Source organism: Williamsia sp. (genome assembly GCF_036566845.1).
Classification (GTDB): domain Bacteria; phylum Actinomycetota; class Actinomycetes; order Mycobacteriales; family Mycobacteriaceae; genus Williamsia.
In genome coordinates, this window is the sequence record NZ_DATCVM010000129.1 from 24669 (window position 1) to 46743 (window position 22075).

Below are 22075 nucleotides of genomic sequence, written 5' to 3' on the forward strand. Positions count from 1 at the left end.
CGACGGGTTACCTCAGCGGCCCGGCCACAGACAGATCGGCGATGACCGCGTTGAACCGGTGCGGCTGCTCCCAGTTGAGCAGATGTGTTGCATCACGCCAGATTTCGAATCTCTCGAGTGAGCGTCCGACCTTTTCCCTGGTGCGGCCGACCTCCGACGGGTGTTGCACGGCCCAGCTCATCACCGACATCCCGCCCATGCTGTGCCCGACCACCACGGCCGGCTTCCCGCCTGCGGCGGTGTGTTCGAGTACCGCCGACACGTGTTGTCCGAGATGCTCGTTGACCATCGGCGCGTTGCCGAGTCGCGACCTGCCGTGGCCACGCTGATCGTAGGTGATCACCCGGTATCGATCGGCCAGACCATTGATCTGCGGATGCCAGTACCGCGCACTGACAGCGAAACCGTGGACGAGCACACCGGGTCGCCGTCGACCGGACCGTAGTCGTAGACGGCGATCGACGCGCCTCCGGGGCGGTCGATGACGCTGCGTCGCACGTCGAACTGTGGGGCCTGCAACAACGCCGGACCCCCGGCCATCAGCCGACCGTTCGATCCAGCAGATCGGTGAGCAGAGCGTTGTAGCCCTCTGAGTTCTCGATGCTGCTCATGTGCCCGATGCCCGGCCACACCACCAGGTTGTCGAGATGACCGTGGTCGCGAAGCGCTGCGGCCATCGATTCGGCGTGGACGGCAGGGGTCAGTTTGTCGTCTTCGCCGACCACCACGAGTGTCGGGACGACCAGCGCATCGAGTCCGCCGGCGACGTCGAGGTTGACCATCGCGTTGCCCCACTGACCCCGGGACCGGCCCGGACAGGCCGCGACCATCTCGTCGCAGAAGTCGACGTGGGATCCCCGCGACGTCGTGTTGAGCGCGATGTACTGGGTCATCTTGCGCGACATCTTGGTTCGCGGAAGACGTACGGTGGCACCGGCGACCAGCCGACTGGTCAGATACTCCATCGGTGACAGTGCATCCGGCAGATCGAGCGGGATGAGCCCGAGGTTGGGCAGCAGATTCTCGGCGCAGGTGGACGTGAGCACCACTGCCCGGGCGACGTCGGGGACCCGATCGGGGAACTGATTCGCCCACGACAGAATTGTCATGCCGCCCATACTGTGTCCGGCGATGAGAGCTTTACGTCCTTGCGGGACAACCGCATCCAGCACTGCTTGCAGATCTTGTCCCAGCAGATCAACGGAGAGCTTGGAGGTCCCTCGCGGCGAGGCGCCGTGCCCACGCTGGTCGTACACCACAACGCGGTACCGGTCTGCGAAGGCGTTGATCTGCGGATACCAGTACTGCGTGTTGCAGGTCCAGCCGTGCACCAGGACCATCAGTTCGCCGTCGCGCGGGCCGTAGGCGAGCACGTTGAGCTCGGTACCGTCGGCAGCGCGGACGGGTATGCGGTCCGGCTCTGCGGCCGGCGTGGCCAGGAGCGGATCAGGTTGGTCCTCAACAGGATCCGGCGCGAGCAACGCAGCGCGCACAATCGACCCGAGGAACGCGCCGGTGATGGCAACACCGGCCCCGACCACACCGGCCCCAACCATTCCGCCCGCGATGGCGACTCTCTTTCCGTCCACGCCTATCCCCTCGTGCTTGCTCTAACCGGTATCGACATCTCTTGTTGTGACCGACTTCTCGTCGTCGGACGCCATCATCATCTCGGCACCGCGATCAAGCGCCTTGGAGATCTCCGCGTCCATGGCCTTACTGAATGCGACCTCGACGATGTCGTGCGCCATCGGCCGGACGGTCTGCACCAGCTCCGCCAACCGGATCACCTCGCTCTCCTCCATTTCGAAGGTCGTGCCTTCGGCGAGGTACTTGTCGGTGACGATCGAGACGAAGCTCGCGGCGATGTCCTGCAGGTCGTCCTGTACGCGCTCCCAGCGGTCGAGCAGGACTTCCAGATCGATGCCGGCCTTGACCAGAACTTCGGCACCGGCGAGGACCTCGGGGTTGGTGACGGCATATCCGGCACCTTCTTTGACCAGCAGACCGAGCCGCTGACCGAGTGCGATGCTGTTGTCGGTTGCGCCGAGGCCTTTGCGCAACTCGGAGATGGTGATCGTGGCGACGCGGCGCAGGTTCTTCCACCGGCTGCCCCGTTTGGGCTCACCCTCCAGAACGTGTTCGACCTTGAGGCCGTACCGCGCGGCCATCAGCAATTCGCTGATGGTGGCGAACGTGTATCCACGCTCCAGCATCTGAGAAATCATCTTCAGACGACTCAGATGTTCGGAGGAGTACCACCCCGTGCGCCCCTTGATCTTCGGAGGTGGCAGCAACCCGCGGTCTTGATAGACCCTGATGTTGCGAACACTGACGCCGGAGATATCAGCGAGCTCATTGATCCGGTATTCAGCCATTTGCTCATTCTAGGTCCACCACCAGCGGTTCTTGGCGATGCCACCAGCCTGCTATATGACACCAGACATTGTCAAGGTTTGGCGTGTCACCCTCGCGGCGGCGGTGCGCCCACGAAATCGGCGATCAAGCCTTCCGGAACCATGACTTGTTCTGGATCGAATCCACCCGCGGCCGGACGTCGACGAGGTAGACCAACATCGCCACCACCCCGATGATCCCCAGCAGGCCGATCGCCCCGAAGAGCCAGATGAAGGCGGTTGCGGCAGCCAGGATCGACACCCAGATCACCTTGGATTGGCGATCGACCGCCGGAAACGCATCGGGCCGCTGGATGGCCGCGTGGACCAACGCGACCGCCGCCGCAATGCCGGCTACAACCGTCAGGGCGAGGAGGACAAAGCTCTGCGCATAACCCATGAAAGATAAGAAGTCCACGAGTTCACCTTACTGTCCTCATCACCCGACGGCTGCAGCGTCGCACCGCAGCGGCGGGTCTGGCAAAGCCATTTGGCCGAAAGCTCTAGTCGGTCGTGGCCTTCTTCGCCGGCGCCTTCTTGGCCGGAGCCTTGGCGGGAGCCTTCTTGGCGGGGGCCTTCGCGGGAGCCTTGGCCTCGGCGATCTTCTTGGCCGGCGAATCACTCGCCGTGCGCGCCTTCGCCTCGACCGCGCCCGCTGCGCCGTTGATCGCGTCAGTGGCGTCGTCGGTGGCTTCTTCGATCCTGTCGGAGACATCTTCGACCTCGGCCGCGACGTCCACGATCTTGTCCGACGCGATACCGGCGAGCTTGGCGGCCCGCTGGCCCACTGCCCGGGTCTGCGACGAGATGGTGCCGAGGGTGTCCTCGGTGAGATCGACGGCGTCGCCGTACACCTTCTCGACCCGGCTCAGCTGCTCTTCGACGGCGGGGGTGGCACGCAACCGCTCCACGGTCTCTTCGCCGCGCTCTGCGAGCGAGTTGTAGATGTTGGTCGCGACCTCGATGTAGGCCTCGGCGACCTTGCGCAGTTCTTCGGTGGTGAACTTGGCACGCAGCTCATCGATGTTCGACGGAACCTCTTCTGGCAGAGCAGCAAGCCGCTCGCGGGTCTCTTCCAGACGGCTCTGCGCGGTCGTCTTGGTCTCTTCGAAGCGCGATTGCGCTGTCTCAGTGGCGGTTTCGGTGCGCTCACGCAGTTGCGTGATCACGTCGTTCACCTGCTTGAGGGCCAGATCACCGGCACCGACTGCGGCGTACAGCGGGTTTACAAAGTTGCGTTCAGGTTTGGTCATCGTGTTCCTCCAGCGTGGGCTTTGGGGTTGTTTGCGGTGTGTTGGTGCCACTTTCGACGTCGGCCCGGTTCTCTTTACAGAACGAGTCGTAGATCTCGAGCAACACTTGCTTTTGGCGTTCACTGATGACGGTGTCGGCCATCAGAGCGTCGCGCACCGGGCTCGCAGGACGCTCTTCGAGAATCCCGGCCCGCACGTACAGCACTTCCGCCGATACACGAAGACCCTTGGCGATCTGGGCCAGTACGTCGGCCGAAGGCTTGCGCAACCCTCGTTCGATTTGACTGAGGTACGGATTGCTCACGCCCGCCCGCTCTGCGAGCTGGCGCAATGACACCTCGGCGGCAATCCGCTGAGACCTGATGAAGCTCCCGATATCTTGGGCCGCAGTGGCAACGTTGACACTGATGTCCTGGGCGATGTCCTGGGCCGCGTGGGCGACAACCGCCGCCACCGGACCGTCTTCTGGATCAGTTGGCTTTGGAACCATCGGTGACTCCTTCAGGTTTCGACACCCATAGTGCCACACGTGCTAGCAATTGCAAGCAACGTGCTAATTCGTGACGAAGGCCACAGCCGGCCCCGCCCACTTTCCGCGCGCAATTCACTGAAAGAGCAGTACAGACACTGTGTAGATCGCCAGTCCCGCCAAAGCGCCGACCACTGTGCCGTTGATGCGGATGAACTGGAGATCGCGACCGACCTGCAATTCGATCTTGCTGCTGGTGTCGTCGGCGTCCCAGCCTCGGACGGTCTCGGTGATGACCGAGATGATCTCCTGCGAGTAGTTGTCCGACACGTGCCGCGCCACTCGGACCATCAGCAGGTTCATCTTCTCCTGCAGGTTGTGGTCGTCGCGGATCCGTTCCGCGATTGCGATGACGGAATCGGTGAGGGTCTTGCGCAGGGTTCCGTTCGGGTCGGCGAGCAGTTGTTCGATGAGTGCTTTGCCCGCATTCCAGGCAGTCGAGGCCGCACCGGTCACCTCGTCTCGCTCCATCAGCTCCGACTTGATCACCTCGAGCCGCTCGATGGTGGCGGGATCATGCTGGAGATCGTCGGCGAGCTGCACCATCATCGCCGTCATCGCGATCCGAACCTGATGGTTCGGATCGGACTTCACCTTGTACGAGAACTCCACCAACTCACGGTAGATTCGGTCCCCCACAAGGTGATTGAGGAACTTCGGCGCCCAGGCGGGCCCGTCCTTGTCGATCACCCGGTCGATCAGTTCCTCGCTTCCGAGAGCAAAGTCGTGTGCACGATCGCAGACGAGCTGGATGACCGGTTCGAGCCTGTTCTCGGCGATGAGCTGTTCGAGTACCCGTCCGGCGGGCGGGCCCCATTCCGGTTCTGCCGCCCACTTCATCGCCGCCAGGATCAGTTGCTCGATGTCTTCGTCGTCGAGCATCTCGGCGGCGAACGCGATTCCGCGAGCGGCCTCCGCACCCACGCGCGGCGCATTCTTCGGATCGGCGAGCCACGACGACACCCGTTTCGGCAACGCCAACTGTGCGACCTTGTCCTCGATCACGTCCGGCGTCATGAAGTTCTCTTCGATGAACTCACCCAGCTGATCGCCGATCTGATCCTTCTTCTTCCGGATCAGGGCGGTGTGCGGGATCGGGATGCCCAACGGATGCTTGAACAACGCCGTGACGGCAAACCAGTCGGCGAGTGCACCGACCATGCCCGCCTCGGATGCCGCCCGCACGTACCCGACCCAGGACGCCACGTCCTCTCCGTCGCGGTCCTCGAGCCAGCGGCAGAAGAAGTAGACCACCGCCGCGAACAGCAGAAACCCGGTCGCGACCATCTTCATCCGCCGCAATGCGGCCCTGCGCTGCGCGTCGGCACTCCCGATGCCGGCGATGGTGCGCTTGGGCACATCCTGCGGCGCCGGTGGCGCCTGTGTCGTTTGCATCCATCCAGTGTTACCGAATATCAGACGGTGAAGCCGGTACGGCCGCAGCGACCCTGCTCTCAATGCCGTGCCACGGGTGCCCGGGAACATAAGGTGAACGGGCAACGACCGACGACCAGAAGAGACCTGTGTGATGTGCCCTCGCCCGAACCCGGCCGCAGCCGCGCGCGCTGCAGTTGCCGCCGCGGCAACGGCCGCTGCCAAGGGCGCTTCGCTGCCCAAGGCCATCCGCAATCAGTCGGGTATCGACGACGTCAAGACCGACGGACGTAAACGTCGCTGGGAGGGACACAAGGAAGCCCGGCGCACCGAACTCGTCGACGGAACCCTCGCCGCGGTCCGCACGCTCGGCCCCGACGCCGGGATGGACGAGATCGCCGCCGAGATCGGGGTCTCGAAGACCGTCCTCTACCGATACTTCAGCGACAAGAGCGACCTGACGACCGCCGCGATGATGCGATTCATCGAGACTGCGCTGGTCCCACGCCTGAGCAGTGCGATCAATGAGGACCTCGAGGAGTTCGAGCTCACCCGAACGGTCATCTCCGTCTACGTCCAGACCGTCGCCGACGAACCACAGATCTACTCGTTTGTGATGGTTGGCGGTTCGGGTGCGCAGGTCCTTGCCGACTCGCAAAAGCTCGTGGCCCAGATGCTCTCCTTCGTGATGATCAACCGGATGGTCGATCAGGGTTCGGCGACGGCCGGCGTCGAGACGTGGGCGTACAGCCTCGTCGGCGCCATCCAACTCGCGGTGCACTGGTGGATGGTGGAACAGCGACTCGGAAAAGAGGAGCTGATCAACTATCTGACGATGATGGTGTGGTCGGCCATCTCCGGGATCGCGGCCGCCGGCGGCTCCCCCGATTACTTCAACGCGCAGGAACATCCCCTACCCAAGGCACCTTCACCTATAGATTGACGCCCATGGGTGAGGACAAGATCGTCGCTCCGGTTGCTCTGGTCACGGGGGCCAGTCGCGGTGTCGGCAAAGGAGTTGCCATTGCGCTGGGCGCAGCAGGATGGACCGTATACGTGACCGCGCGCGGCGGCACCGGTCCCGACGACGCGCTCGGTCAAACCGTCGCTGCCATCGACGCCGCCGGTGGCACCGGGATCGGAGTCAGTTGCGACCACTCCGACGACGACGCGGTGGCCTCATTGTTCACCACGCTCACGGCAGGTCACGGCCGGCTCGATCTGCTCGTCAACAATGCGTGGGCCGCACCACGGGGTTTCGGCGGATTCAGCGACAAGTTCTGGGAACGTCCGATCACCGACTGGGACACCCTGATCACCGTCGGACTGCGCGCGCACTATGTCGCGTGCGTTCACGCCGCACAGATCATGGTCCCGCAGGGCAGCGGGTTGATGGTCAACATCTCGTCGTTCGGAACCCGCGGCCATCTGCATTCGGTGCTCTACGGGATGAGCAAAGCCGCGCTCGACAAGATGGCGTTCGACATGGGCCACGAGCTATCTGGGACCGGGGTCAGCGCAATCTCCCTGTGGCTGGGCCTGATTCAGACCGAACTCCTGCTGTCGCTGGGCATCGACGAGTTCGCCGGCTTCAAGATCGAAGAGGCCGAGCACCCCGAATACGTCGGCCGGGTCATCGACCGGCTGTGGCGCGACCCAGAACTGGTTTCCCACAACGGGAAAACACTGGTGACCGCCGAGATCGGCGCCGAATATGGACTGTCCAACAACGACGGCGTCGTACCGAAATCGCATCGCGCGCCATTCGGCGGAGGCCCGCTCTTCCCACCGGCCGTCTAAGTCCGCCCCACCCAAATTCGCTCCGCATACCTGCGTTCGCTCCTGTCGCAACCGGAGCGTGCGCGGGTACGTGGCGCGAATTCGGGGGGGGTGCCCCATGTCACGTCTCAATCTGCGACACCAGATGTCCGGTGCACGCCACTAGAATTCCCCGCAGATGCGTCGTCGACAGGGTTGGAGGGCGAGATGATCTTCATCGTGGTCAAGTTTAAGGTGAAGCCCGAGTGGACCGAGAAGTGGCTTGACCTGGTCGGGCCGTTCACCCAGGCAACACGCAATGAGCCAGGCAACAAGTGGTTCGAATGGAAACGCAGCGTCGACGACCCCAACGAGTTCGTCCTCGTCGAGGCGTTCGAGGACGACGCCGCCGGAGCCCACGTGAACAGCGAGCATTTCAAAAAAGGCATCGCAGACATGCGACAGGCCGTCGTCGCCACACCGAAGATCATCAGTCACCAGATCGACGCCGACGACTGGTCACCGATGGGTGAGATGCAGATCGACTGACATCACAGGGTGACGCCGGCTCCACTTCCGCCCTGGCGTTCCAACATCCGCAGATCACCGGGCACACGCCAGGTGATATGTTCCTTCGTGCCAGCAGACCTCCGCCTCAGGAGGTCCGGGAATCCGGTGTGAATCCGGAACTGACGCGCAGCGGTATGAGTGACTGCCGAGGTAGATGGCCACTGGATGAGCAATCCGGGAAGGCACCACGGCGGGGTGAACTCGAGTCCGAAGACCGGCTGGCAACAGATGCCAACAGGCGTCTGTTCAAACGGTGACGGACTCCGCGAACGAGTCCCCGGCGGAACGAGTTTCGATGCGTGTGTCCAAATCCTGCCTGTCTTCGGTGGCCCTTGTCGGCGTCATGACGGCATCCCTGATGGCGTGCTCGTCCGACGACGGCAACGATGCGGCGACCACCGAAGGTGTTGTCGCCACGGTCCAGAACTGCGACCAGACGATCACCATCTCCGAGCCCATCGAGAAGGCGGTCGCGGTGAATCAGCCTGCGGTCGAACTCCTGCTGTCACTCGGACTGCAGGACCGCATGGCCGGATACGCGATGAGCGACGACGATGTGCTGCCCGATCTGGAACCGGCCCGGGCTCAGGTGCAGCCCTTCGACACCGAGTTCCCGTCGTTCGAAACCGTGCTCGACCGCGAACCAGATTTCGCGTACGCCACATTCGACTACACCTTCACCTCCGAGGGCATCGCCGACCGCGACAAGTTCACCGAACTCGGGATCGCGACCTACCAGTCGCCCAGTGAATGCGGCGGCCAGGAGGCAGAACAATCCGCCCCGCTCACGCTCGACGATCAGTATGCCGAGATCGGCGAGGTCGCCGAGCTGTTCGGAGTACCCGCCAAGGGTGACGAACTCGTCGCTGACCTGCAGCAGCGCGCCGCCACCGCCGTCACCGATCTCAACGCCGAGAACGTCAGCCTGGGTTGGTGGTACGCCTCCACCAAGACGCCGTACTTCGCCGGTTGTTGCGGCGCACCCGGCCTCATGACAACCGCGGTCGGCGCCAACAACGCGTTTGACGACAGCAAGCAGTACTGGCCCGAGGTGAGCTGGGAAAGTGTGCTCGACCGCGACCCCACCGTGCTTGTTCTCGCCGACCTCGACCGTGGTGACGACGGAGACAGCGCCGCGGCGAAGATCGCGTTCCTCGAATCCGACCCGGTCGCAAGCCAACTGACCGCGGTGAAGAACGAGTGGTACATCATCCTCAACGGGACCACCATGGATCCGTCCATCCGTAACGTCGACGGCACCGAGCAATTGGCGAACGGGCTGCGCGAATTGGGCGTGGCCCAGTGACTTTCGGGAGACTGCTCGGCGACTGGGACCGGCAGCAAGCCGCCTATATCGCCGACCGCGAGAAGCGGTTCGACATCATGCTCGACGTGTTGGACCTGCATTTCGGCGACACCCCCTTCTCCGTGATCGACCTGGCCTGCGGCCCCGGATCACTCGGCAACCGTGTCCTGGACCGGTTTCCGGCGGCGACCGTGCTGGGTGTCGACTTCGACCCCACACTGCTCGAGCTCGCCCGGCAGAGTTCACCGCACCATGGTGACCGACTCCAGCTCCTCGACGCCGACCTGACCGACCCCTCGTGGCTGGCTGCCGCCTCCGCGCAATCGGGTGGGCCGATCCAGGCCGCGGTGTCGACCACCGCCCTGCACTGGCTCGCGCCTTCGCAGCTCGTCACCCTCTACGGTGAGGTGGCAGACCTCCTCGCACCGAACGGATTGCTGCTCAACGGGGATCACTTCCGCTTCGACGAGCGGTCACCGAACATCGCTGGTTGGTCCGCTCGCCACGACGAGCTCACTCAGCAGCGAGCCTTCGCCGAGGGTGCGCCGGCCTGGGACACCTGGTGGGACGAACTCCGAACGAATGCGGCCATCGCGCCGCTGGCAGCCGAACGGGATCGTCGGTTCGCGGAGCGGACGGGGTCCCCGGCCACGGCCATCGACTTCCAGCTCTCGGCGTTGGCCCAAGCAGGTTTTCGTGAATCGGGACCAGTGTGGCAACTCCTCGACGACTACGTGGTCTACGGCGTGAAATGACCCGCCGGACACCGGCCACCACGTCAGTCCGGCGACCCACACCGCCGGGTAGGTCTGCGACCCTGACGTTGTGGACCAGCGGCGTGGTCTTACTCGTCATCTCCGTCGCGGTGGCGATCACCCTCGGCCCGGCGAGCCTGTCGGTCAGCGAGGTGTTCGCGATCATTCTCGATCATCTCGGGGGTGCCGCCTCAGGGGCCACGGCGATCCGCGACGGAATCGTCTGGAATCTGCGACTACCCCGGACATTGCTCGCAGCGATCTGCGGGGCCGGCCTCGGACTGTGTGGCGCGATCATGCAATCCCTGTTGCGAAATCCGTTGGCGGACCCGTTTGTACTGGGCATCTCGTCGGGCGCGTCGACCGGAGCCGTCCTGATCGTCATCCTCGGAGTCGGTTCGGGAGTGGTCGGTCTGACCGGTGGGGCGTTCGTCGGTGCCGTCGTCTCGTTTTCGCTCGTGCTTCTGCTCGCCCATGCTGCGGGCGGTACACCGGATCGGGTGATCCTGGCGGGTGTGGCTGCCACGCAACTCTTCTCGGCTCTGACGTCGTTCATCATCATTACCGCCGCGGATCCCGAGCAGACCCGCGGAGTCCTGTTCTGGTTGCTGGGCTCCCTCAGCGGCGCCGACTGGCTCGATGTGACGATGTGCCTGAGTGTTGTCGGTATCGGCCTGGCGCTCTGCCTGACACATTCTCGCGCGCTCGATGCCTTCGCCTTCGGCGAGGATGCGGCTGCCGGACTGGGTGTCAACGTGCGGCGGGTTCGACTCACACTGCTGGTGGCCACCGCGTTGATGACCGCCGCGATCGTGAGTGTCGCCGGCGCGATCGGCTTTGTCGGACTGGTACTTCCGCACGCCGCACGGGCGATCGTCGGTCCGAATCATCACCGCCTGCTGCCCGCGACCGCATTGATCGGTGCGATCTTCCTGGTATGGGTGGACGCGGTCGCACGAACGGCATTGGAACCACAGGAGCTCCCGGTGGGTGTCGTCACCGCGCTCGTCGGCGTACCCGCTTTCGCCGTCATCCTGTGGAAACGGAAAGCCACACGATGACGCTGGACGCCAACGCGGTCAGCTGGCGGGTGGGCGAGGCGCTCATCGTCGACAAGATCGACCTGACGCCCAAACCGGGAAGCACGGTGGGACTACTGGGACCCAACGGCTCAGGGAAGTCGACGCTGCTGAAGTTGCTTGCCGGAACCCGCAGGCCGACAACGGGTGTGGTGACCCTCGACGACACTCCCCTGAGCGATCTCCGTCGCCGGGACATCGCGCGGCGGGTTGCCACGGTGGACCAGCACAGTGACACCGAAGTCGACCTCCTGGTCGCGGAGGTGGTCGCCCTCGGACGCACACCGCATCGAGGTATCTGGGGTGGCGAGACCGACAAAGACCGGGCGGCCATCGACGCCGCGGTCGCGTACACCGACATCGGCGACATGCTGGATCGGTCGTGGCGCACCCTGTCCGGCGGTGAGCGCCAACGCGTTCAGATCGCCCGCGCGCTGGCTCAGCAGCCCCAGGAACTCCTGCTCGACGAACCGACGAATCACCTCGACATCAATCACCAGCTCGAATTGCTCACTCTGGTCCGACGTTTGCCCACCACAACCATCCTCGCAATCCACGACCTCAACCTCGCAGCGATGTACTGCGACACCGTGGCCGTTCTGGCACACGGACAGGTCGTGGCGCACGGAACGCCCGCAGACGTGCTGACTGCCGAGTTGATCGCACATGTCTACCACGTCAAAGCCGACGTGAGACTGGACGGACCAGGGCGGACACCGGTGGTGCGATACCTGCCACCGAAACAGGGTCCCGACCTCGAACTGTGAACCCGACAACTCGGTGAGCGCGATCGCGCTGCGGTCGGGGGCCGATCCATCTGAAATTCGCTCCGCCTGCTGACGTGTGCTCCTGTTGCAACAGGAGCACACGCAGGCGAGCGGAGCGAATTTTGGTTGTGGTGGCCGGCGTGCAATCGGTCAACGTGATGACGCGGTAGCCATTTTCGTATCCGGTCCGCATGGTCGATTCCACGCAGCAGTTGGTCAGGAATCCGCCGAGGATGATCGTGTCGATGCCCTTGCTCCGCAGGATGAAGTCGATGTTGGTGCTGGCAAATGTGTCCAGACCCCGTTTGCCCTCGATGACGATGTCACCGTCGGCAGGCGCGACCTCGGCCACGAAGTCCGCGCCCCAGGTGCCCTTCACGAAGGCGTTGCCATCGACAACACCCTTGAGGATCCCGTAGGGATGTTTGCTGATCTCGCCGTAGCCCGCAGCGAATGTGATCGGCGCATGCGCCCTTCGCCCGCACCCACCATTTTCCTCAGCGGACGCCGACAGCTGACAGGAATGGAAAACTGGGATCTACTTGGCGACGAGCTTCGCGTCCGCATACTGGTAGAAGCCGTGGCCGGACTTCTTTCCGAGGCGTCCCGCCTCGACCATGCGCAACAACAGCGGCGGCGGCGAGTACAGCTGTTCCTTGAACTCTTCGTACATCTTGTCGGCGATTGCCTTGACTGTGTCCAGGCCGACCAGGTCGGTGAGCTCGAGTGGCCCCATCGGATGAGCGCAACCGAGGACCATCGCCTTGTCGATGTCCTCGACCGTGGCAAATCCGCTCTCCACCATGCGAATCGCCGACAGGAGATACGGGACCAGCAATGCGTTGACCACGAACCCGGACCGGTCCGACGACCGCACCACCTGCTTGCCGAGGATGTCGCGGGCGAACTCTTCGGCGCGGGCGGTGACGTCGTCCGACGTCATCAGTGTGGTGACGAGCTCGACGAGCGGCAGCACGGGGACCGGGTTGAAAAAGTGCATTCCGACCACACGGTGGGCGTTGGCGGTTGCCATGCCCAGCTTCATGACCGGGATGGACGAGGTATTGGTGGCCAGCACCGCACACGGATCGGTGACAATCTTGTCGAGCTCGTTGAAGATCTCGGTCTTGACGGCTTCGTCTTCGACAACGGCCTCGCACACCATCTGACGATCGGCGAAGTCGCCCAGATCGGAGGTGAAACGCAAACGACAGGAAGCCTGTTCACGCTCCCGCTCGGTGAGCTTCCCAGTGCTCACACCTCGGTCGAGCGAGCTCAGGATCCGCGATCGTCCGGCAGCGGCGAGTTCGCGGGTCGTCTCATAGACCAGGACATCGGCGTGTGCACGTGCACACACCTCGGCGATGCCTGCGCCCATCTGACCGGCACCGATGACACCCACCCGCGTGATCTTCTCGCTAGCCATGACAACTCCTAGAAAACTACGAAACCGCGAAATCGAAAACTACCGAACTGCAATATCTTTGAACGAACCGAAACCAACGGATGAGGGTAACTCTGCTGGGGTACGCCCAAAAGCCGCCCAAGAAACCAGCAGGCGGCCCGCAACGTGAAGCTGCGAGCCGCCCGACTAGTTCGATTGAGTCCCGGGGTGGCGGAAACTGCCAGCTCCTAGTGGAATTGGCCTTCTTCGGTGGAGCCCTTCAGCGCGGTGGTCGAGCTGTTGGGATCAACGGTGGTGGCGATGCGGTCGAAGTAGCCGGCGCCGACCTCGCGCTGGTGCTTGACGGCGGTGAAGCCGCGCTCGTCGGCTGCCTTGAACTCGCGGTTCTGCAGGTCGACGAAGGCCGTCATCTGCTCGCGGGCGTAACCGTAGGCAAGGTCGAACATGCCGTAGTTGAGGGCGTGGAAGCCGGCCAGCGTGATGAACTGGAAGGTGAATCCCATTGCGCCGAGCTCGTTCTGGAACTTGGCGATGGTGGAGTCATCAAGATGCTGGCTCCAGTTGAACGACGGGCTGCAGTTGTAGGACAGCAGCTGGTCCGGGTAGTCAGCCTTGACAGCCTCGGCGAACTTACGAGCGAGTGCGAGATCGGGGGTACCGGTCTCCATCCAGATCATGTCGGCGTACGGCGCGTAGGACTTGGCACGCGAGATGCACGGTTCGATGCCGTTCTTCACGTGGTAGTAGCCCTCGGCGGTGCGCTCACCGGTGACGAACGGCTGGTCGCGCTCGTCGACGTCGGAGGTGATCAGGGTGGCGGCCTCGGCGTCGGTCCGGGCGATGACCACGGTCGGCACGTTGGCGACGTCGGCTGCCAGGCGCGCGGAGCTCAGGGTGCGGATGTGCTGCTGGGTGGGGATCAGCACCTTGCCACCGAGGTGGCCGCACTTCTTCTCCGAGGCGAGCTGATCTTCCCAGTGGGTTCCGGCGGCACCGGCGGCGATCATGGCCTTCTGCAGTTCGTAGACGTTGAGGGCGCCACCGAAGCCGGCTTCACCGTCGGCCACGATCGGCACAACCCAGTTGTCGACGGACTTGTCGCCCTCGACGGCAGCGATCTCGTCGGCACGCAGGAGAGCGTTGTTGATGCGGCGGACAACCGAAGGAACCGAGTTCGCGGGGTACAGCGACTGGTCCGGGTAGGTGTGTCCGGACAGGTTCGCGTCACCGGCGACCTGCCAGCCGGAGAGGTACACGGCCTTCAGTCCGGCGCGCACCTGCTGCACGGCCTGGTTACCGGTGAGAGCACCGAGCGCGTTGATGTAGCTGCCGTCACCCTTGGTGACACCCTCCCAGAGGATCTCGGCGCCGCGACGAGCAAGGGTCTGCTCCTCGACAACCGATCCCTGAAGCTCGGCAACCGACTCAGCGGTGTAGTCGCGGCTGATGCCCTTCCAACGAGGATTGGTGTCCCAGTCCTGCTGGATCTCGGCGGCAGTCCTTGGTTTTCCGACGGTGCTCATATTCTCGCGCTCCATATTCGTTGAGCTTGTGCTGTCTGGCGGTCCGCCCGAGGCCAGTGGGGCCGGACTCGGTCGGGCGAATTAGCAATTACGTTTGCCCCTGGGGGCGCCTGCTTCACCGAGAGTGCCACAGGCAAAGCAGCAGGTCTACACGCCGCAGGTGTGAATTCGGGCGAGGTTTTCGCCATGTTTTGCAAATGTTGCGAAGATCAAGCTGTGAACAACTGGCAATTTGTTACCGGCGAGTACGCCAAAAAGTACGCGCGTACTGCAAGTTTGATGAGCCCCTGTCTCGCCGACGAGTCGGCCCACGCGGTAAGCACTGCACCCGGATTGCGGAAATCCCCCTGCCCTCTTGGTGAGCAGAATCACAGCAGCCGAGGGCGTCGATCAATTGGTCGCGGCGCTGACCCTGGCCACGGCTTCTGCGAACAGATCAGCGAACTCGAGGTCGCTGATGCCGTCTTCCGCCGAGTTGGCGACCAGTTGCACGGTGATCCCGTCTACCACCGCGTACCCGGCCAGCGTCTGGGACGTTGCCGTACGTCCTCCCGGATACGTGGTGGTCGCGGCGGATTTCGCCATCAGCGAGAGGGAGGTGGGCAAAGGGGGTGGAGTGAGCCGCCGGTTCTCGGTGAGCACCGTGGTTCCGGCGGTACTGCCCTGCGTGACGGTGATCGTGACCCGCGCGCACTCGCCCACGGTCGCGCGCACATCGGCGTCGATGTCACGCGGCACCGTGGTCACGAGTTCGGTGATGGTGCTTCCGGCCGGCGACTGCCAGGCCGAGACCGCGGTGTTCGACACATCGAGCTGGTTGTTCAGGTCGGCGTCGGCGGTCGGCCGGCATTGAGGGGGGTCGAACTGGGCAGACCTCGCCGATTCGAGTGCGCCCGCGTTCTGCTCACGGAGTCCGTTGACGCTCAACTCCGCGGGCTGATAGCCCTTCGGGAACTCGCGGGCCGGCAACAGAAGTGCGGCGGGTGCGGTCGATGGCGGCTCGGATGACTCCGACGCCGCTGGGGAGTCGTCGGAGCAGGACGTTCCGAGTAGGCACACGGACGTGAGGACCAGCACCGATACAGACAGCTTCCCGCGCAGCATGTCCACAGCCTAGACATCGTCCGACCACGGCACGGCCGCCGACATGCGCTGGTCCGCGCCCGTGCCGCATACCCTGGAAGCATGTCCAAGACCTACGTCGGTGCACGCCTGCGGCAGTTGCGTTCGGAGCGCGGGATGTCGCAGGTTTCGCTGGCGCAGTCACTCGAGATCTCGCCGTCCTACCTCAATCAGATCGAGCACGACGCCCGCCCGCTGACGGTTCCGGTGCTGCTCAAGATCAGCGAGGTCTTCGGCGTCGACACCGGGTTCTTCAACTCCCAGGACAACGCCCGGCTCATCGCCGAGATGCGCGAAGTGATGATGGACGAGGACCTCGATGCCAGCGCCGACGCGCAGGAGATCGCCGACCTGGTGAGCAGCCATCCCGACCTGGCCAAGGCCATGGTCAACCTCCATCGCCGATACCGGATCGCCACCGAGCAGCTGGCCGCCGCCACCGACGAACGCGGCGACGGCAGTATGCGCGGTTCCATCAGTGCGCCCCACGAAGAGGTCCGCGAGTACTTCTATCAGCGCCGGAATTACCTCCATGAACTCGATGTCGCCGCGGAGGAGCTCACCACCCGGATGCGGATGCACTCCGGCGACGTCCGCAGCGAGATCACCAGCCGGCTGCAATCGGTCCACGGAGTGCAGATCGTTCGCCGCGTCGACCTCGGTGACACGGTGCTGCATCACTTCGATCCCGAGTCGCGTCGTCTGGAGATCTCCGGGCACCTGTCCCAGGGGCAACGGGTCTTCAAACTGGCGGCCGAGTTGGGTCATCTCGAATGCGGCGATCTCATGAAGCAGATGGTCGACGACGGCAACTTCACCTCGGATGAGGCCCGGGCGCTGGCCCTGCTCGGCATGGCGAATTACTACGCCGCCGCCGCCGTCCTGCCCTACGCCCAGTTCCACGGCGCCGCCGAGGACTACCGCTACGACATCGAACGACTCTCCGCCTTTTACGCGGTCTCCTACGAGACGATCTGCCATAGGCTCTCCACGCTGCAGCGTCCGAACCTGCGCGGCGTCCCGTTCACCTTCGTCCGGGTCGACCGCGCCGGCAACATGTCAAAGAGGCAGTCGGCCACCGGCTTTCACTTCTCCAACAGCGGAGGTACCTGCCCACTGTGGAATGTGTACGAGACCTTCGCCTCACCCGGCAAGATCCAGACCCAGATCGCGCAGATGCCCGACGGCCGCAACTATCTCTGGGTCGCCCGCACCGTGGAACGACGCGCTGCCCGCTACGGCCAGCCCGGCAAGACCTTTGCCATCGGATTGGGTTGTGAGCAGCGGCATGCCGCGCGCCTGGTGTATTCGGACGGGCTCGAAATCGGCCCTCAGGCCAATGTGACCCTCATCGGTGCCGGTTGCCGGGTCTGCGAACGGGTCAACTGCCCGCAGCGTGCGTTCCCAGCACTCGGGGCCAAACTCGACATCGATGCACATCGCAGCACCGTGTCGCCGTACCTGGTGCGCTAAAAGGTCTCCTCGCTACACCGGGTCGAGGATTCGCTTCAGGAACTGTTTTGTGCGTTGATGTTTCGGCTTCGTGAGGACCTCCGAGGGCGGCCCCTGCTCCAGTACGATGCCACCATCGGCGAAGAGGACCTGGTCGGCGACCTTCTGGGCAAAATGGATCTCGTGGGTCACGACGATCATCGTCCAGCCCTGGGTGGCAAGGTCTTTCATAACCCCGAGGACTTCCCCCACCAACTCGGGGTCGAGTGCGGAGGTCGGTTCGTCGAAGAGCATCAGTCGGGGTTTGAGCGCCAGCGCCCGGGCGATCCCCACTCGCTGCTGCTGCCCGCCGGAGAGTTGATGCGGGTACTGGTCACGTTTGTCGGAGAGTCCCACCTGGACGAGCAATGCTTCAGCCTCGGCGACCGCGTCGACCTGTGGACGTTTCTGCACGACCACCGGACCCTCGATGATGTTCTCCAGCACCGTCTTGTGGGGAAACAGGTTATGGCCCTGGAAGACCATGCCCGACTGCGCCCGGTATTTGACCAGTTGTGATTTGGAGACCTTGGCGCCGAAGTCGACCGCGATATCGCCGATGGCGATCTGGCCGCCGTCCGGGATATCGAGGGCGTTGAGGGAACGCAGGATCGTGGTCTTACCCGATCCGGACGGGCCGATGATGGTGGTCACCGAGCCGGCCCGGACCGTGAAATCGATACCACGGAGGACGTGATTGTCCCCGTATGACTTGTCCAGACCTCTCACGGTCACGAGGTCGCCCTCAGCACCGGAGGATTCGGACTTGTTCTGGGGCAACGGAGTATCGGTCATTTTGCCACGTACCTGTCCAGTCGGATCTCGATGCGGCCCTGAACGGACGACAGGACCAGGCACACCACCCAGTAGTACAGGGCGGCGGTGCCGTAGAGGGCAAAGAACTCAAAGGTCGGTGCGGCCGCGATCTGGGCGGTGCGCAGCAGTTCGGTCACCAGGATCGTCGACGCCAGCGACGTGTCCTTGACCAGCGAGATCAACGTATTCGACAGCGGCGGAACCGCCGTGCGCAACGCCTGGGGCAAGATGATGCGCCGCAACGCGGTCGGGTGACTCATTCCGATCGTCTCGGCGGCCTCCCATTGCCCCTTCGGCACGCTCCCGATGGCTGATCTGATGATCTCGGCCGCGTAGCCACCGACGTTCAGGCTGAAGGCGATTGCCGCGGCCGGAAACGGATCGATGAGGATGTTCAGCTCGGGAAGCGCGTAGAAGATGATGAAAAGCTGGACCAGCAAGGGAGTTCCGCGGATCAACGAGATGTAGACCCGTGCGCTGCCCGACCATGCGCGGTTCTTGGACATGCGCGCAAGCGCCACACCGAGCGCGAGGATCAGTCCGAAGAAGAAGCTGATCGCGGCCAGCGGGATCGTCACGGTGACGGTGGCTTTCGCCATCGGCCACAGATTGTCGGCGATGAGCTCCCATGTGCTGGGTCCGGTCTTCTCTTCCGATGTCCCGGCCGCGTTGGCGTTGAGGTACTTCTGCGAGATCTCCTCCAGCGTCCCGTCGGCTTTCAGCTCCGCGAGCGCACCGTTCACCGGATCGAGCATCCCGCTGTCTTTGACGGCGGCAAAGGCCTGTTCGCTGCGCTCACCGGTGTTCGCGGCGATCTTGATGCTCTGGTCACCGGTGGTCGCCTGGTAGGCGAGCACCGACAGGCTGTCGTTGACGGTCGCTTGCACCCGTCCCTGATTCAACAGCGTGATGGCCTGCGTGAACCCTTCGACGGCCTCCACCTGCGCGCCGGCGTCCTTGGCCACTTGCGCCCAATTGCTGGTGACCGACTGCGCGGTCGTCTTGCCCGCGAGGTCGTCGAGGGAGTTGATCGAGTTGTCATCGGCCCGGGTGACGATCACACCCTCGCTGATGGCGTAGGGATCGGAAAGGTCGTATTTCGCCTGGCGCTCGTCGGTGATGCTGACCTGGTTCGCGACGAGGTCGAATCGGCCTGCTTCGAGTGCCGCGAAAATGGAATCCCATGGTGTCTCGATGAATTGGATGTCGAGGTCGAGCTTGTCCGCCACCTCCCGGGCAACGTCGACGTCGTATCCGACCAATTCGCCGGAGGACGAGTCGTGGTAACTGAAGGGCGGATAGGTGCCTTCGGTGCCGACGCGCAGCACACCGGATTTCTCGGCTCGGTCGAAAACCGTTGCGTCATCGTCCCCGCCACAGCTCGCCAGCATCACAATCGCCAGAAAGCCTGTCGCAATCACGATCAAAATCCGACGCACGAGAGGACTCCAGTCCTGGAAGTGAGCACGTCGGGGAAGACTAACACCGACTCGCAGGCGATGAAACGTTTGCGATCAGCCATCGTCCGCGGCCCTTCCGCTACGTTGGCAGACGTGACCACACCACGGATCGACCCCGGCAACTTCCGGCAGCTCGGGCCCTTCAACTGGGTGTTCAGCAAGGGTGCCGCCCGCGTCATCGGCGTTCCGGATGCACACATCTTTTCGACCCTGGGACGTGCCAAAGGGCTGTTCCGGGGATGGCTGTACTTCTCGAGCCGGATGATGCCGTTCGGCCGCCTCCCCCGACATCACAGCGAAATGGTGATCATCCGAACCGCCCACCTGCGCACCTGCCAGTACGAATTGGACCACCACAAACGCCTCGGCCGTCGTGCCGGTATCGATGACGCCGAGTTCGAACGCATCCTGGCCGGTCCCGATGCCGACTGGTCCGCCCTCGAAGCGGCGTTGCTCCGCGGGGTCGACGAGTTGGTCGCGAACAAGGACCTCGGTGACGCCACCTGGAAAGAGCTGGCCTCACACTTCGACGAGCGCGAACTGATCGAGTTCGTTCTCCTGGTCGGGCAGTACGATTCGCTGGCCACCACCATCGGTACCCTGCGCATTCAGCGAGACTTTTGAGTACCGCGCTCGCGCGTGCCCGGCAGCTGCTCGACCCCGCAAGGCTGCCCGACGGCATCGACGACAGCCACGGGTATCTCGATCTGCTCGGACCTCCCGAGGCCGCGCCCACCAGCAGCCTGTGGATCATGCAGAACCCGGTGTTCGCACGGATCTACGAGCACGCCTGGCGTCCGGTGTTCACCCGTCTGTTCAGCCTCGGCGGCACGGCGACCAAGAAGTTCGATGCGCGGCTGGTCACCCATCTGGGTCGCGCCGGCGAACGAACAGTCCTCGATGTCGCCTGCGGGCCAGGCAATTACACCCGCCGGCTGGCACAGCGATTGACCGGCGACGGCCTGTGCATCGGCCTCGACTTCTCGATTCCGATGGTGACTCGGGCGGTGGCCCGCAACTCCGGGCCCCGCGTCGCCTACATCCGCGGCGACGCGGGGCGGCTACCGTTCCCCGACAACTCGATCGACACCGTGTGTTGCCTGGCCGCGCTGTACCTGATGCCTGAACCCGACGAGGTCATCGACGAACTCGCCCGGGTGGTGTCGCCCGGCGGCGAGGTCGCCATCTTCACCTCTGTCCGAACCCCGCTCACCGCGCCGACTGTCGTCGCGAAGCTCGCAAAACTCGGCGGCTACCACGTATTCGGTCGCGACGAGGTGACCGATCGGCTTCGGAATGCGGGGCTGGTCGACGTCGAACAGACGATCACCGGCCAAGCCCAGTATGTGACCGCCCGCAAGCCGGCCTGATTCATGGCCATTTTCAGTCCCCTGAAGCACCGCGAAGGGAACCCTGCCCTCGGCGACCACTGACGGGACCGGTTGTGGCGAGCGGGCCCGAACCGTGCAGATTCCTGGCGGTCTCGGACTTCTCCACGTCGTCGGGATCGGGACATGTCCGGAAAATCCGGTCGGCCGTACCCGCCGTGGTGACCGTGAACCAATAGTGCTCGTTCTTGTAGTGGTGAAACCGGTGATGGCGCCAGGTGGCTCGGTAGAGCGCGCTCCGCGGTTTGTAGTCGGTGTGGATGAGGTAGTGGGTCCACTCGTAGATCAGTCCGAGAACCCCGAGTGTCAGCAGGAAGGTCACGCCGACACCTGTTCTCCCGAAAGCGAACAGGCCCAGGGCGACGATGACCGGCAAGACGAGGCAGAGAACTTGCCATGGGATGAAGATCAGCGGGATGTCACGTGGATTCTGGTGATGCTCGCGGTGTTTGCGGGCCAACAGGGTGTCGACCTTCAGCCCGGCGAGTGTCCGGGGCCGCCAGTGCAGCACGCAGACGTGAATCACCCACTCCGCGAGCGGGAATGACACGACCATCACCACCGGCACCAGTGCGTCGGTCCAGGAGACGTCTCCGACCACGATTCGTCCGAGAACACAGACACCCAGGAAAGCAATGATCATCAGAGGCGACGGATGTCTGACGAACTCGCGGAAAGCGCTCCTCAGTGTCACTTTCCGGCGGTCCCGGCGGACAGTGGCCGGTTGCTCAGTCACCATCGGGGTCCTCCCGGAGCAGATCTTCCATCTCGGTGAACGCTGACAGCAGAGTCGTCGTGGCGGGTTCGAGCAGCACGGCGGCGGCCCGGGCGGCCCCGTTCGGATCGTGGCGCGAGACGGCATCGACGATGGCGCGGTAGCCATCGGAATTCCCGACCTCGGCCGACAGCGCGCCGGCCAGCGCGGGAAGGGCCGGCTCGTACGCCGCTCGCATCGTATTGTACATCAGGCGAAAGGCGATCGAGTCCGCACCGTCGACCAACGCATCCCAGAAGTCCAGTGCGACAACCTGTTGCGCGATGGGATCGGTCAGATCGGCAAGCTCGATCACCGCATCGTTCAGC

25 protein-coding genes, 1 pseudogene and 1 riboswitch are annotated in these 22075 nt (G+C 63.9%); of the genes and pseudogenes, 10 read left to right on the plus strand and 16 right to left on the minus strand.

The genetic code is table 11. The features are described from left to right. Positions 1–7 precede the first annotated feature (7 nt). The 8 genes from VIQ49_RS12055 to VIQ49_RS12090 all read right to left on the minus strand — a co-directional run bounded on the left by VIQ49_RS12055 (position 8) and on the right by VIQ49_RS12090 (position 5573). Positions 8–418: an alpha/beta fold hydrolase gene (locus tag VIQ49_RS12055; RefSeq protein ID WP_331884801.1), complete on the minus strand. Its 411-nt coding sequence runs from the start codon at positions 416–418 to the stop codon at positions 8–10. Beyond that, a complete protein-coding gene (locus VIQ49_RS12060) occupies positions 340–540 on the minus strand; it encodes a hypothetical protein (RefSeq protein WP_331884852.1) in 201 nt (66 codons plus the stop codon). The genes VIQ49_RS12055 and VIQ49_RS12060 overlap by 79 nt, the downstream gene beginning before the upstream one ends. After that, on the minus strand, positions 540–1589 hold the full coding sequence (locus tag VIQ49_RS12065) for an alpha/beta hydrolase (protein WP_331884803.1): 1050 nt from the start codon (positions 1587–1589) through the stop codon (positions 540–542). The genes VIQ49_RS12060 and VIQ49_RS12065 overlap by 1 nt, the downstream gene beginning before the upstream one ends. A gap of 21 nt (positions 1590–1610) precedes the next feature. Next, entirely contained in the window at positions 1611–2378 is a 768-nt protein-coding gene (locus VIQ49_RS12070; protein WP_331884805.1) for a MerR family transcriptional regulator, read from the minus strand. A gap of 124 nt (positions 2379–2502) precedes the next feature. Further along, a complete protein-coding gene (locus VIQ49_RS12075) occupies positions 2503–2796 on the minus strand; it encodes a DUF2516 family protein (protein ID WP_331884846.1) in 294 nt (97 codons plus the stop codon). Between the two features lie 103 nt (positions 2797–2899). Further along, on the minus strand, positions 2900–3649 hold the full coding sequence (locus tag VIQ49_RS12080; RefSeq protein ID WP_331884807.1) for a heparin-binding hemagglutinin: 750 nt from the start codon (positions 3647–3649) through the stop codon (positions 2900–2902). After that, positions 3636–4139: a helix-turn-helix transcriptional regulator gene (locus tag VIQ49_RS12085; RefSeq protein WP_331884809.1), complete on the minus strand. Its 504-nt coding sequence runs from the start codon at positions 4137–4139 to the stop codon at positions 3636–3638. Before VIQ49_RS12085 ends, VIQ49_RS12080 begins: the two co-directional genes overlap by 14 nt. Before the next feature lie 114 nt (positions 4140–4253). Next, complete coding sequence (locus VIQ49_RS12090; RefSeq protein ID WP_414731623.1) at positions 4254–5573, minus strand: DUF445 domain-containing protein; 1320 nt, start codon at positions 5571–5573, stop codon at positions 4254–4256. Between the two features lie 133 nt (positions 5574–5706). Between VIQ49_RS12090 and VIQ49_RS12095 the strand changes: the two genes are divergently transcribed. The 7 genes from VIQ49_RS12095 to VIQ49_RS12125 all read left to right on the plus strand — a co-directional run bounded on the left by VIQ49_RS12095 (position 5707) and on the right by VIQ49_RS12125 (position 11787). Continuing rightward, on the plus strand, positions 5707–6495 hold the full coding sequence (locus VIQ49_RS12095; RefSeq protein WP_331884811.1) for a TetR/AcrR family transcriptional regulator: 789 nt from the start codon (positions 5707–5709) through the stop codon (positions 6493–6495). A gap of 5 nt (positions 6496–6500) precedes the next feature. Continuing rightward, positions 6501–7352, plus strand: coding sequence for an SDR family NAD(P)-dependent oxidoreductase (locus VIQ49_RS12100; protein ID WP_331884813.1), 852 nt, complete (start codon positions 6501–6503; stop codon positions 7350–7352). Between the two features lie 186 nt (positions 7353–7538). Continuing rightward, complete coding sequence (locus VIQ49_RS12105) at positions 7539–7859, plus strand: putative quinol monooxygenase (RefSeq protein ID WP_331884815.1); 321 nt, start codon at positions 7539–7541, stop codon at positions 7857–7859. A 74-nt stretch (positions 7860–7933) separates the two neighbouring features. After that, a riboswitch (cobalamin riboswitch) is annotated at positions 7934–8117 on the plus strand. A gap of 58 nt (positions 8118–8175) precedes the next feature. Continuing rightward, the gene (locus VIQ49_RS12110) at positions 8176–9186 is read left to right on the plus strand and encodes an ABC transporter substrate-binding protein (protein WP_331884817.1); all 1011 of its coding nucleotides are present in this window, start codon (positions 8176–8178) and stop codon (positions 9184–9186) included. Further along, the gene (locus tag VIQ49_RS12115) at positions 9183–9941 is read left to right on the plus strand and encodes a class I SAM-dependent methyltransferase (protein WP_331884819.1); all 759 of its coding nucleotides are present in this window, start codon (positions 9183–9185) and stop codon (positions 9939–9941) included. Before VIQ49_RS12110 ends, VIQ49_RS12115 begins: the two co-directional genes overlap by 4 nt. Beyond that, on the plus strand, positions 9938–11002 hold the full coding sequence (locus VIQ49_RS12120; protein WP_331884820.1) for a FecCD family ABC transporter permease: 1065 nt from the start codon (positions 9938–9940) through the stop codon (positions 11000–11002). Before VIQ49_RS12115 ends, VIQ49_RS12120 begins: the two co-directional genes overlap by 4 nt. Continuing rightward, positions 10999–11787 (plus strand): ABC transporter ATP-binding protein, encoded by a 789-nt coding sequence (locus VIQ49_RS12125; RefSeq protein WP_331884822.1) that lies wholly within the window; start codon positions 10999–11001, stop codon positions 11785–11787. Before VIQ49_RS12120 ends, VIQ49_RS12125 begins: the two co-directional genes overlap by 4 nt. Here VIQ49_RS12125 and VIQ49_RS12130 read toward each other — a convergent pair. The 4 genes and pseudogenes from VIQ49_RS12130 to VIQ49_RS12145 form a co-directional block, all read right to left on the minus strand. Continuing rightward, a pseudogene (locus tag VIQ49_RS12130) lies at positions 11699–12256 on the minus strand (cysteine hydrolase family protein); the annotation flags it as partial. The gene VIQ49_RS12125 and the pseudogene VIQ49_RS12130 overlap by 89 nt on opposite strands. 69 nt (positions 12257–12325) lie before the next feature. Continuing rightward, positions 12326–13213 (minus strand): 3-hydroxybutyryl-CoA dehydrogenase, encoded by an 888-nt coding sequence (locus VIQ49_RS12135; protein WP_331884824.1) that lies wholly within the window; start codon positions 13211–13213, stop codon positions 12326–12328. 206 nt (positions 13214–13419) lie between these two features. After that, positions 13420–14715, minus strand: a complete 1296-nt coding sequence (gene aceA / locus VIQ49_RS12140; protein ID WP_331884826.1) for an isocitrate lyase — start codon at positions 14713–14715, stop codon at positions 13420–13422. Positions 14716–15105: 390 nt separating this feature from the next. Next, positions 15106–15819 carry a hypothetical protein gene (locus tag VIQ49_RS12145; protein ID WP_331884828.1) on the minus strand — a complete coding sequence of 238 codons (714 nt, stop codon included), beginning with the start codon at positions 15817–15819 and terminating at the stop codon, positions 15106–15108. A gap of 81 nt (positions 15820–15900) precedes the next feature. On the opposite strand from VIQ49_RS12145, the gene ramB reads away from it, so the two are divergent. Beyond that, positions 15901–17310, plus strand: coding sequence for an acetate metabolism transcriptional regulator RamB (ramB, locus tag VIQ49_RS12150; RefSeq protein WP_331884830.1), 1410 nt, complete (start codon positions 15901–15903; stop codon positions 17308–17310). A 12-nt stretch (positions 17311–17322) separates the two neighbouring features. On the opposite strand, the gene VIQ49_RS12155 is transcribed toward ramB, so the two are convergent. Together VIQ49_RS12155 and VIQ49_RS12160 are read right to left on the minus strand one after the other, a co-directional pair. Next, positions 17323–18123 carry an amino acid ABC transporter ATP-binding protein gene (locus VIQ49_RS12155; RefSeq protein ID WP_331884832.1) on the minus strand — a complete coding sequence of 267 codons (801 nt, stop codon included), beginning with the start codon at positions 18121–18123 and terminating at the stop codon, positions 17323–17325. Next, positions 18120–19535 carry an ABC transporter permease subunit gene (locus VIQ49_RS12160; RefSeq protein WP_331884850.1) on the minus strand — a complete coding sequence of 472 codons (1416 nt, stop codon included), beginning with the start codon at positions 19533–19535 and terminating at the stop codon, positions 18120–18122. Before VIQ49_RS12160 ends, VIQ49_RS12155 begins: the two co-directional genes overlap by 4 nt. A gap of 162 nt (positions 19536–19697) precedes the next feature. Here VIQ49_RS12160 and VIQ49_RS12165 point away from each other — a divergent pair, with 162 nt between their 5' ends. Then, on the plus strand, positions 19698–20228 hold the full coding sequence (locus VIQ49_RS12165) for a carboxymuconolactone decarboxylase family protein (RefSeq protein WP_331884834.1): 531 nt from the start codon (positions 19698–19700) through the stop codon (positions 20226–20228). Further along, the gene (locus tag VIQ49_RS12170) at positions 20225–20974 is read left to right on the plus strand and encodes a class I SAM-dependent methyltransferase (protein WP_331884836.1); all 750 of its coding nucleotides are present in this window, start codon (positions 20225–20227) and stop codon (positions 20972–20974) included. Before VIQ49_RS12165 ends, VIQ49_RS12170 begins: the two co-directional genes overlap by 4 nt. 13 nt (positions 20975–20987) lie before the next feature. On the opposite strand, the gene VIQ49_RS12175 is transcribed toward VIQ49_RS12170, so the two are convergent. Continuing rightward, on the minus strand, positions 20988–21731 hold the full coding sequence (locus VIQ49_RS12175; RefSeq protein WP_331884838.1) for a sterol desaturase family protein: 744 nt from the start codon (positions 21729–21731) through the stop codon (positions 20988–20990). Beyond that, the coding region (locus VIQ49_RS12180) for an FCD domain-containing protein (protein WP_331884840.1) at positions 21721–22075 on the minus strand (355 nt) is incomplete at its 5' end. The genes VIQ49_RS12180 and VIQ49_RS12175, both read right to left, overlap by 11 nt.